A 625-nucleotide genomic window follows, 5' to 3' on the forward strand; every position below is an offset into this window, starting at 1 on the left:
AATAATGATCTCTCCATTTGAGTAAAAACTAATTAATCCCCTATCGAATACTCCATCGTGATTTGCACAGAGCAATAGCCCATTATTATCATCGAGGCGTTCAAAGTTGTCTGATTCACTCCAAGGCTTACAATGGCTTGCAATAAGAAGCGATGGAACATCTAAACCACAAATTTCACACTCCGGAGATCTGTTAAGTAGTTTTTGCTTAAATAACCCCTGACCAATTCGTGTTTTTATGATTCTTTCTTTTTCAGTATTGGTAGTTGTCTGATCTATCAACTTTTCTATATCCTCAATCTCAGCAACTTCTTTCTCATTACTTTCATTAATTAATAGATTATTATTTCGCATTACTAAACTCAGAAAGTACTCACCAAAGGCTTGGTCAATCTCAAACAAGTAGCCCTGTGTTCCACCTCCTGTGCGAGTGAAAGGAGAATATTTAGGAGGACAGTGACTTAGAATATCTTCTATATGCTCTCTCATTGACACAGGATGAGATAATTCGAGATATTTAGCCTTTACACACCATCCAATACGCTCCCAAGGGTTTCCTTCAGCCTCAGCAAAAGGATTGCCATCTTCAAAAGCTCCGAAAGTTGCAATATTAACGGAAACTAGA

The 625-nt window shown here is 37.6% G+C and carries 1 protein-coding gene; it reads right to left on the reverse strand.

The window, feature by feature from the left end; translation table 11 throughout:
- A partial coding sequence (locus tag R0J87_RS18360; protein ID WP_498887962.1) for an HNH endonuclease occupies positions 1–625 on the reverse strand: 625 nt, incomplete at both ends.

It is taken from the genome of Halomonas sp. SIMBA_159 (genome assembly GCF_046536035.1).
In the GTDB taxonomy this organism is placed as follows: domain Bacteria; phylum Pseudomonadota; class Gammaproteobacteria; order Pseudomonadales; family Halomonadaceae; genus Vreelandella; species Vreelandella venusta_A.